Origin of the sequence: Oerskovia rustica (assembly GCF_014836555.1) — a bacterium.
Lineage (GTDB): Bacteria > Actinomycetota > Actinomycetes > Actinomycetales > Cellulomonadaceae > Oerskovia > Oerskovia rustica.
On the sequence record NZ_JACSQQ010000061.1, the window covers coordinates 1 to 9,430 of the forward strand.

A 9,430-nucleotide genomic window follows, 5' to 3' on the forward strand; every position below is an offset into this window, starting at 1 on the left:
GCTCCTGTGCTGTGACGAGCGGTCGGGCTAGGCGCCCGCGCTCCGCGTCTCGGCTCCTTGGCCCTCCTCGCCCCTGCCGCGGTTCGCGAGCGCGCGCGCCTGCGCGTGGAACGCCAGGATCTGCAGCTCGCTGCCCACGTCGACCGACCGCACGATCACGTCCTCTGGGAGCTGGAGCGCACGCGGCGCGAAGTTCAGGATCTCCCGGACACCGGCCTCGACGACCCGCTCGGCGACGTCCTGCGCCACGTGCGCCGGAGTCGCCAGGACGACGATCGTCACGTTCTCGCGGGCGAAGACCTCCTCGAGCGCGTCGACGTGCTCGATCACGAGCCCCGCGGCCTCGGTGCCGACCACGTCCGGCGAGGCGTCCAGCAGAGCCGCGACCTCGAACCCGCGCGTGCCGTAGCCCGAGTAGTTCGCGAGCGCGTGCCCGAGGGAACCGATGCCGACGATCGCGATCCGGTGCTCGTCCTCGACCCCCAGGGCCGAGGTGATGTAGGTCGCGAGCGAGTCGACGACGTAGCCCACCCCGCGCGTGCCGTAGGACCCCAGGAACGACAGGTCCTTGCGCAGCTGCGCCGACCCGACGCCCGCGAGCTCCGCGAGCTCGGTCGACGACGTCGTCTCGACGCCTCGCCCCTCGAGGTCGCGCAGCGCGCGCAGGTACGCGGGAAGTCGCGCCACGGTCGCGCCAGGAATACCGGTATCACCCAGGGTCTCTGCCACCCGAACCACCCATGCTTCGTCGTGTCGTCGTCGCTGACGCTCTCGCTGTCCTGCTGTCTCGGATCATCCCAGGCTCGGCGCCCGGGGACGGAACGTCAGCCGGTGGCGCGTCGCCTCGAGAGCGCTCTGGCGAGCCTCGCTCCGTCGACCTGCCAGAACCCCTGCTGGACGCCGTCCACCGTCACGACGGGGACGTAGTCACCGTACTGCGCCGCGAGGGCGCCGGACGGGTCGGAGTCCACGTCGACCTCGGTCCAGCCCACGCCCTGGTCGGCGCACACCGCCCCGACCACCTCGCGGGCCTCCTCGCACAGGTGGCACCCGACGCGGCCGTAGAGCACGACGCGCGCGGGCGCGCTCGCGGCCTGGTCTGCGTCACGTCCGGCGGCGGTCTCAGGAACCTGTCCTGCGGCGGGATCTGCGGGGCTCACGACCCCAGCCTACGCATCTCGGACACCCCCTCACGCCGCCCGGCCGGCGACCCTGCCCGGTGGGCGCCGTCGGCGAGGGTCTGCGAGCGCCGATAGAGTGGACGACATGCCGACGTCTGCTCCTGGGTCCACCCATCCCACGGCAGCCTTCTTCGACGTCGACAACACCATCATCCGCGGCGCCAGCTCGTTCCACCTGGCGCGGGCGCTGTACCAGCGGGGCTTCTTCTCCACCCCGGACCTCGTGACGTTCGCCTTCCACCAGGCGCGCTACCTCCTGCTCGGGGAGAACAAGCGCCAGATCGACCAGGTCCGCACCCGGGCCCTCGACCTCGTCGCGGGCCGCTCGGTCGCGGAGGTCGTCGCGATCGGCGAGGAGGTCTACGACCAGGTCCTCGCGCTGCGCATCTACCCCGGCACCCAGAAGCTCCTCGACGAGCACATCGCGGCCGGCCACCAGGTGTGGCTCGTGTCCGCGACCCCGCTCGAGATCGGGCAGCTCATCGCGCGTCGTCTCGGGGCGACGGGGGCGCTGGGCACGGTCGCCGAGCACGAGGAGGGCCTGTACACCGGGCGGCTCGTGGGCGACATGATGCACGGGCGGGCGAAGGCCGCGGGCGTCCGGGAGCTCGCGGAACGGCACGGGATCGACCTGTCGGCGTCCTACGCGTACGGCGACTCGCTCAACGACGTGACCATGATGCAGGCCGTCGGCCACCCGTGCGCGATCAACCCCGACGCGCGCCTGCGCCGGCACGCCAAGGACGTCGGCTGGCCGATCCGCGAGTTCCGAGGGCGCCGGCGGCGGGTCGCGGGCCGAGGGCTCAAGACCGCGAGCTGGGCCGGGGCCGCGTGGGTCCTGGGCCTCGTGCTGCGATCGATCCGGCGCTCGATCAAGGGCCGCGCCGGGCTCTGAGGCCCCCTCGCCCGGCCCGGGCGCCCCGGGGGTCCCTGCGCCCCCCGCGCCCCTGCGCCCCCCGCGCCCCCCGCGCCCCCCGCCGAGCGTGCAGTTCAGGCTGCCACGGGCCTCCCAGGACCACCCGGGCTGCACGCTCGGCGAGCCAGCCACCCGGCCGGCGTGCTCCAGGCATGCGAAGAGCCCGGCACCCCTGGGGGTTCCGGGCTCTCGCGACAACCTGCGCGTGACCGCGCAGCGCTGCTACTTCTTGTTGCGACGCTGGTGGCGCGTCTTGCGAAGCAGCTTGCGGTGCTTCTTCTTGGCCATACGCTTGCGGCGCTTCTTGATGACGGAGCCCATGGGTCCTCACAATGCTGGATCGGTGTGCGATCGGGATCGCCCCGATCATGGTGGTCCACGGCTGATCGGGAACCGACCAACACGAGAAAAAGTCCGTCTCCTAGACTACCTGCTCCCGGCGGGTGGCCCGAAATCGACGCCGGGTGACGTCGTCGGGCCGCGCGCACGGGGGTGCACCCGGCGAGGCGCAGGTCAGTCGAAGTGCGCGTCGAGCCCCAGGAGCGGGAAGACGGCCTTGCGGGTCGCGACCACGGCGCGGTCCACCTCGTCCTCGGGGTCGTAACCCTTGCCCCACGGCGTGAAGTCGACGTCGCCGTCCCCCATGAGCGCGGGCGTCTCGCGGTGCGCGACCGCGCTGATGTGGTCCCGCCACGCGCCCGGGACGGGCGTCGAGGGGGCGACGGGCGCGTGCACGATCTCGGCCACGACGTTCGACCAGGCGTACGGGACGACCGACGTGACCGAGTACCCGCCCCCGCCCAGGGCGACCCAGCGGCCCTCCGCGAGCTCGTGCGCGAGCTCGTGGACCCAGTGCACGGCCGCACGCTGCGCGTCGACGCTCACGTCGAGGTCGCTCAGCGGGTCGTGCCCGTGCGCGTCGCACCCGTGCTGCGACACGACCACCTGGGGCCGGAACGCCCGGAGCACGGGCGGCACCACGGCGTCCACGGCCCGGAGCCAGCGCTCGCCGTCGGTGCGGCGAGGCAGGGCGACGTTGACCGCGGTTCCCGTGGCCCCTGGCCCACCGGTGTCGGTGGCGTGCCCCGTGCCGGGGAACAGCGTCGCGCCGCTCTGGTGCACCGAGACGGTCAGGACCCGCGGGTCGTCCCAGAACGCCTGCTCGACCCCGTCGCCGTGGTGCGCGTCGAGATCGACGTACGCGACACGCTCGGCCCCGTCGTCGAGCAGCCGGCGGACCGCTGCCGCGGCGTCGTTGTAGATGCAGAAGCCCGACGCCGCACCGCGCTGGGCGTGGTGCATGCCCCCGGCGATGTTGACCGCGTGCAGCGCACGGCCCGACCACACGGCGCCGGCGGCCTCGTACGAGCCGGACAGGATGCGGGCCGCGGCCTCGTGCATGCCCGCGAAGACGGGGTCGTCCTCGGTGCCCAGGCCCAGGGCGGGGTTCTCGACACCGTGCTCCGAGGCGGCGTGGACCGCGGCGACGTAGGCGGGGTCGTGGACGAGGCCGAGCACCTCGTCGGACGCGGGCGAGGTGCCGACGACCTCGACGCCCGGCGCGTCGAGCAGCCCCAGCGCCCGCACGAGGCGCATCGTCAGGTCGAGCCTCGTCGGGGACATGGGGTGCCCGTGCCCGAAGTCGTAGCCCAGCAGGTCCGGGCTCCACACGACCTGCGCGACGAACGGCACGGTGTCTGGCTCGGTCACGTGCGCTCCTCGGTCCGGCGGGTCGTCCGGGTCGTCGGTCCGTGCGGCCGGTGCCCGGCGCACGGTCCCGCAACCGCGCGCGGCGGCCTCGGTGGCGGGCAGGAGACACGGTATCCCCCCAGTGGCCCGACGGCGCCCCGCGGTTCAGCCGGTGGGCACCCGTGCTCCTGTGGCAGAGTTGGGCGACACATCGGCACGCACGGCGCCCGGTTCGGTCCCGCAGGGGACCCGGCGCCACCCGTCCACCCGGACGAGGACGCACGGACAGGGAGACGGAGGACCGATGGCCCAGGGCGTCTCCGGGCGTTTCTTCGCAGGTCGCGAGCTGGTCGACCGCCTCGCCCGCCACTCCCCCGCCCGCCTCGCCGTGACGGTCTTCGCGGCCGTGATCTCGCTGTTCACGCTGCTCCTCATGGCCCCGTGGGCCACGACGTCCGGGAGGTCGGCGCCGTTCATCGACGCGCTGTTCACGGCGACGTCGGCCGTGTGCGTCACGGGCCTCGTGGTCGTCCCGACCGGGACGTACTGGTCCACGTACGGGCAGGTCGTGATCCTCGTGGGCATCAAGATCGGCGGCCTGGGCGTCATGACGCTCGCCTCGATCCTCGGCATGGCCGTGTCGCGCCGCATCGGCCTCACGCAGAAGCTGCTCACCGCCTCGGAGACCAAGACGACGCGCCTCGGGGAGGTCGGCTCGCTCGTCCGGGTCGTCATCATCACCTCGACGACCATCGAGCTGACCATCGCGCTCCTGCTCCTGCCTCGGTTCATCGTGCTCGAGGAGACGTTCGGCGAGGCGGCCTGGCACGGGCTGTTCTACGGGATCTCGGCGTTCAACAACGCGGGCTTCATCCCGACGGCCGAGGGCCTGACGCCCTACGTGGGCGACTGGATGCTGCTCATGCCGATCATCGTCGGCGTCTTCATCGGGTCGCTCGGCTTCCCCGTGATCCTCAACATCATGCGCAACCGCAGGCGCGCCGCGCGGTGGAGCCTGCACACCAAGCTCACGCTCACGACGAGCGCGGTCCTGGTCGTCGTGGCGGTGGTCCTGTTCGCGGCGTTCGAGTGGACCAACGAGAAGACCCTGGGGCCGCTGAGCCTCAACGAGAAGATCCTCGCCTCGCTCTTCGCCGGGGTCATGCCCCGGTCCGCGGGCTTCTCGACGATCGACATCAACGGCATGCACGAGTCGAGCTGGCTCATCACCGACGCGCTCATGTTCGTCGGAGGCGGCAGCGCCTCGACCGCGGGCGGTATCAAGGTCACGACGCTCGCGGTCATGCTGCTCGCGATCGTCTCGGAGGCCCGCGGTGACCGCGACCTGGAGGCCTTCGGGCGACGTGTCCCGCGCGAGACCCTGCGGCTCGCGGTCGCCGTGTCCTTCATCGGCGCCACCGCGGTGCTCGTCGCGAGCCTCCTGCTCCTGGAGATCACGGGCTGGACCCTCGACGTGATCCTCTTCGAGACCATCTCGGCGTTCGCGACCGTCGGACTCTCGACGGGCGTGACCGCGGACCTGCCCACCGCCGGCAAGTACGTGCTCGTCGTGTTGATGTTCATCGGCCGGACCGGGACCATGACGCTGGCGGCGGCGCTCGCGCTGCGCGACCGGCGCCGCGTCATCCGCTACCCCGAGGAACGCCCGATCATCGGCTGACCGGCGCGGGCCGGTCCCCGCACAGATCCCTCAGAACCTCTCAGAACCCTCCCGACGAAAGGCCCCCAGGTGCCCGACAAGAAGGCCCCCGAGAAGAACGCGGGCGTGCTCGTGATCGGCCTCGGCCGGTTCGGGTCCGCGATCGCGGCGACGCTCGACCGGCTCGGCCAGGACGTGCTCGCGGTCGAGCGCTCGCCCGAGCTCATCGCGCAGTGGTCGGGCCAGATCCCCCTGGTCGAGGCCGACGCCTCGAACCCGACCGCGCTGGAGCAGCTCGGCGCCCGTGACTTCCCCGTGGCCGTGGTCGGCGTGGGGACCTCGCTCGAGGCGAGCGTGCTCATCACGGGCAACCTGGTGGACCTCGGGACCCCGCAGATCTGGGCCAAGGCCATCTCGGCCGAGCACGGCCGCATCCTGCAGCGCATCGGCGCGCACCACGTGGTCTTCCCCGAGGCCGACGCGGGCAGCCGCGTCGCGCACCTGGTCTCGGGCAAGCTGCTCGACTACATCGAGGTCGAGGACGGCTTCACGATCGTCAAGATGCGTCCCCCCAAGGAGACGCAGGGCTTCACGATCGAGCAGACGAAGGTCCGCGAACGCTACGGCGTGACGATCATCGGCGTGAAGTCCCCGGGGCAGGACTTCGTGTACGCGGAGCCGACCACACGTATCTCGGCGAACGACCTGCTCATCGTCTCGGGGCACGCCGAGCTGCTCGAACGGTTCGCGGCCCGCCCCTGATGCGTCCGGCCGCGGCGCTGCCCAGGTGGCGTCGCCCGCCCCAACGGCCCGACGGCGGCGCTCAGGTCGAGCGCGCGCGTCGCCGTCGTCGTCGGGAACCTGTGACCGCGACGACGCCCGTGACCACCAGCGCACCGGCGCCGGCGAGCACGCCCACGACCGCCGTGCCGGTGAACGCCAGGTCGCCGGCCGCCGGGACTCCCGCCTGGACGCCACCCGCCCCGGGGAGTGGGCCCGTGGCCGCCAGCTCGGCGCCGCCGGGGCGCGCGCCAGGATCCGGACCTGTGCCGGGCCCGCCGCCGGGACCGGGCCCGCCGCCGGGACCGGAGCCGCCGCCAGGACCGGTGCCGCCGCCGGGTTCCGTGCCAGGGCCCGTCGGTCCTGACACCTCGAACCCGGCCGTGTCGAGGAAGGTACCCGTCACGGGGTCGGTCACGCGGACGACGTGCGTCCCGGGTCGCACCGCACCGGGCAGCCGCGTCGAGAGCTCGAACGTGCCGTCGGCGAGCGCGACCACGGTGGCGAGCCGCACGGGCGGGGCGTAGGCCGAGCGGAGGTCGACGTCGTACGTCGCGAAGGGCACCAGCCCGTACCCGCGCACGACCAGCTCCCCACCCGCGACCGCGGTCCCGAGGTCCGCCTCGACCTGCGACCGGCTGGTGATCCCGGAGACGTCCACCTCGAGGCCCACGCCCTGATGGTCGGGAGCGCCCGACGAGCTCACGGGGCCCGCGGTCGCGGGCAGCGCACCGAGGATCAGGCCGACGACCGTCAGCAGCGCCGCTGTCGTCCCTGCGAACACACGGGTGCCTACCCGTGGGGCCATGCGTCGCACCCGCGAACTCCTTCGTCGCTTCTCGCCCCCGAGCGCGCCGATCCTCCCACGTGGGCGCGGCCCTCCGGAAGGGGGCAGCGGGTGAGAACCGCGAGCCCGGCTCGGCCGCTAGACCGTGCGGCGCCGCAGCGTCAGCGTGCCCAGCACGATCGCGCCGACGATGAACGCGACGATGACGGCGACGGCGCCGCTCACGTCCGCGAAGGTCCCGCCCGCGGCGACGTCCTGCAGCGCCGAGACGCCGTACGTCAGGGGCAGCACGCGGCTGATCGCCTCGAGCACCGCAGGCATCTCGTCGCGGGGCATGAGGAGCCCGCACGTGATGAGCTGCGGGAAGAGGATCACGGGCATGAGCTGGACGGCCTGGAACTCCGACCGGGCCAGGGCCGAGGCCGCGAGCCCCAGGCACGACCCGAGGATCGCGTCGAGCACCGCGACGAGCACGACAACCCACACGGGCCCGGACACGTCCATGCCGCAGACCCACACGGCGAACGCGACGACGACGAGCGCCTGCACGGTCGCGAGCAGCGCGAACGCCAGGGCGTACCCGCCCACGAAGTCCCCCTTGCCGATCGGCATGGTCATGAGCCGTTCGAGCGTCCCGGACTGGCGCTCGCGCAGGGTCGTGACGCTCGTGACGAGGAACATGATGATCATGGGGAACAGGCCTACGAGGATCGGCCCGAACTGGTCGAGCACGGGCGTGCCGTCGAACATCCACGCGATGAGGCCCAGCAGCACGCACGGCAGCACGACGAGCAGCGCGATGGTCCGCGGGTCGTGCCGGATCTGGCGCAGCACCCTGCCCGCGGTCGCGAGGGTCGCTCGCGGGCTGACCGCGCTCGGTGCCCGCTGCACCGGTGTGCGAGCCCCCTCGCCCTGGGGCGCGCCCGTCGCGACAGCGGCGGCGCTGCGTGCGTCGTGCGTGCTCATGACGCCTCCCCTCCGAGGTGGCGCGGACTCCTGAGGGGTGCGGCGCCGTCGGGCACGGACGCGTCCTCGACGAGGCGCAGGAACGCGTGCTCGACGTCGTGCGCGCCCGTGCGCTCCAGGAGCCCGGGCAGGGTGTCGTCCGCGAGCAGGCGGCCGTCGCGCAGCAGCAGGAGCCGGTCGCAGCGCGTCGCCTCGTCCATGACGTGCGACGACACGAGCAGCGACGTGCCGGCGTCGCGCAGCCGGGCGAACAGGTCCCACAGGTCGCGGCGCAGGACGGGGTCGAGGCCGACGGTGGGCTCGTCGAGCACGAGCAGCCGCGGCTCGCCCAGGAGGGCGGCCGCGAGCGAGACGCGCGAGCGTTCGCCCCCTGACAGCGTGCCGACCCGGCGGCGTGCGTGCCGAGCGAGGTCCACGGCGTCGATCACGCGCGAGACGTCGCGGGGCCCCACCCCGAGGATCGAGGCGAAGTAGCGCAGGTTCTCGGTCACGCTGAGGTCGGAGTAGACGCTGGGCGACTGGGTCACGTACCCGACCTGGTGGCGCAGCGTCGGGTCCCCCGCGGGCCGCCCGAGCACGTGCGCGGTCCCTGCCGTGACCACCTGGACCCCGACGAGCGTGCGCAGGAGCGTGGTCTTGCCGCTGCCGCTCGGTCCGAGGAGCCCGACGACCTGTCGCTCGGGCACCGTGAGGTCGAGCGCGTGCAGCACCGTGGTCCCGCCGCGGTCGACACGCAGGCCCTGGACGCTGATGACGGGCTCGTTATTCCCCATGTGAGGAATTGTGCTCCTCGTGCGGACCCGGCGCAAGGCCCTCGTCCACCCCTTCGAGGAAGCGCTGGAGCGTCGGGGCGATCGAGAGCGCCAGCTCGTCGGCCGGCATCGACGCCACGGGCTCGATCCGCAGCAGGTGACGCGCGACGAGCACCCCGAGCACCTGGCTCGCGACCAGGCTCACCCGACGGGCCGCGACCGCGCGCGGCAGGAGTGCCGCGACCTGGTCGAACACCGTCCGCTGGAGGTAGCGCGGCAGCTCCTGCACGTGCTCGTCCGCCGAGAACATCCCCGACAGCACGAGCCGGAGCTGGACCTGGCCGTCCGGGGCGTCCCACACCGCGAGGACCGTGCGGGCCAGCCGCTCCCCCAGCCCGACGAGCCCGCCCTGCGCGAGCCGGCCCGCGAGCGCCTGCGGGTCCGCCCCCGCCGGGACGAGCGAGGCCGCGAACAGCTCACCCTTGCCGTCGAAGTAGTGCCGGATGAGCCCGGGGTCCACCCCGGCCGCCCGGGCCACGCCGCGCATGCTCACCGCGTCGAACCCCTTGGCGGCGAACTCCTCGCGCGCCGCGGCCACGATCGACGCCCGGGTGTCCTCCCCCGCAGGCCGACGGCCCCGTCTCACCGCACCAGCGCTCATGCCCCGATTGTGCCCGACGGCGCAGCGCACCCGCGCTC

Annotated in this window: 11 protein-coding genes; 3 read left to right on the forward strand and 8 right to left on the reverse strand. The window is 73.2% G+C overall.

The window, feature by feature from the left end:
- Positions 1-27: 27 nt before the first annotated feature.
- Complete coding sequence (locus H9652_RS19155; protein ID WP_191798379.1) at positions 28-729, reverse strand: redox-sensing transcriptional repressor Rex; 702 nt, start codon at positions 727-729, stop codon at positions 28-30.
- A gap of 95 nt (positions 730-824) precedes the next feature.
- Positions 825-1,160, reverse strand: coding sequence for a glutaredoxin family protein (locus H9652_RS19160; protein ID WP_318244281.1), 336 nt, complete (start codon positions 1,158-1,160; stop codon positions 825-827).
- Positions 1,161-1,266: 106 nt separating this feature from the next.
- On the opposite strand from H9652_RS19160, the gene H9652_RS19165 reads away from it, so the two are divergent.
- Positions 1,267-2,076: an HAD family hydrolase gene (locus tag H9652_RS19165; protein ID WP_138825704.1), complete on the forward strand. Its 810-nt coding sequence runs from the start codon at positions 1,267-1,269 to the stop codon at positions 2,074-2,076.
- Positions 2,077-2,319: 243 nt separating this feature from the next.
- Here H9652_RS19165 and H9652_RS19170 read toward each other — a convergent pair whose 3' ends face one another.
- Entirely contained in the window at positions 2,320-2,418 is a 99-nt protein-coding gene (locus H9652_RS19170) for a 30S ribosomal protein bS22 (RefSeq protein WP_003792170.1), read from the reverse strand.
- Positions 2,419-2,610: 192 nt separating this feature from the next.
- Positions 2,611-3,807 carry an acetoin utilization protein AcuC gene (locus H9652_RS19175; protein WP_318244282.1) on the reverse strand — a complete coding sequence of 399 codons (1,197 nt, stop codon included), beginning with the start codon at positions 3,805-3,807 and terminating at the stop codon, positions 2,611-2,613.
- A gap of 283 nt (positions 3,808-4,090) precedes the next feature.
- Between H9652_RS19175 and H9652_RS19180 the strand changes: the two genes are divergently transcribed.
- A complete protein-coding gene (locus H9652_RS19180; RefSeq protein WP_191798380.1) occupies positions 4,091-5,467 on the forward strand; it encodes a TrkH family potassium uptake protein in 1,377 nt (458 codons plus the stop codon).
- 69 nt (positions 5,468-5,536) lie between these two features.
- Positions 5,537-6,208: a potassium channel family protein gene (locus tag H9652_RS19185; protein ID WP_191798382.1), complete on the forward strand. Its 672-nt coding sequence runs from the start codon at positions 5,537-5,539 to the stop codon at positions 6,206-6,208.
- A 61-nt stretch (positions 6,209-6,269) separates the two neighbouring features.
- On the opposite strand, the gene H9652_RS19190 is transcribed toward H9652_RS19185, so the two are convergent.
- The 4 genes from H9652_RS19190 to H9652_RS19205 form a co-directional block, all read right to left on the reverse strand.
- Complete coding sequence (locus tag H9652_RS19190) at positions 6,270-7,034, reverse strand: hypothetical protein (protein ID WP_191798384.1); 765 nt, start codon at positions 7,032-7,034, stop codon at positions 6,270-6,272.
- Between the two features lie 117 nt (positions 7,035-7,151).
- Positions 7,152-7,979, reverse strand: coding sequence for an ABC transporter permease (locus H9652_RS19195; RefSeq protein WP_191798386.1), 828 nt, complete (start codon positions 7,977-7,979; stop codon positions 7,152-7,154).
- Complete coding sequence (locus H9652_RS19200; protein ID WP_191798388.1) at positions 7,976-8,752, reverse strand: ABC transporter ATP-binding protein; 777 nt, start codon at positions 8,750-8,752, stop codon at positions 7,976-7,978. Before H9652_RS19200 ends, H9652_RS19195 begins: the two co-directional genes overlap by 4 nt.
- Positions 8,742-9,392 carry a TetR/AcrR family transcriptional regulator gene (locus H9652_RS19205; protein ID WP_191798390.1) on the reverse strand — a complete coding sequence of 217 codons (651 nt, stop codon included), beginning with the start codon at positions 9,390-9,392 and terminating at the stop codon, positions 8,742-8,744. Before H9652_RS19205 ends, H9652_RS19200 begins: the two co-directional genes overlap by 11 nt.
- Between the last annotated feature and the right edge of the window lie 38 nt (positions 9,393-9,430).

Excerpts from the sequence above, each read along its gene's own strand:
- H9652_RS19205 (WP_191798390.1), bottom strand. The coding sequence starts at position 9,392 with ATGAGCGCTGGTGCGGTGAGACGGGGCCGTCGGCCTGCGGGGGAGGAC.
- H9652_RS19180 (WP_191798380.1), top strand. The coding sequence starts at position 4,091 with ATGGCCCAGGGCGTCTCCGGGCGTTTCTTCGCAGGTCGCGAGCTGGTC.
- H9652_RS19195 (WP_191798386.1), bottom strand. The coding sequence starts at position 7,979 with ATGAGCACGCACGACGCACGCAGCGCCGCCGCTGTCGCGACGGGCGCG.
- H9652_RS19165 (WP_138825704.1), top strand. The coding sequence starts at position 1,267 with ATGCCGACGTCTGCTCCTGGGTCCACCCATCCCACGGCAGCCTTCTTC.
- H9652_RS19190 (WP_191798384.1), bottom strand. The coding sequence starts at position 7,034 with ATGGCCCCACGGGTAGGCACCCGTGTGTTCGCAGGGACGACAGCGGCG.
- H9652_RS19200 (WP_191798388.1), bottom strand. The coding sequence starts at position 8,752 with ATGGGGAATAACGAGCCCGTCATCAGCGTCCAGGGCCTGCGTGTCGAC.
- H9652_RS19170 (WP_003792170.1), bottom strand. The coding sequence starts at position 2,418 with ATGGGCTCCGTCATCAAGAAGCGCCGCAAGCGTATGGCCAAGAAGAAG.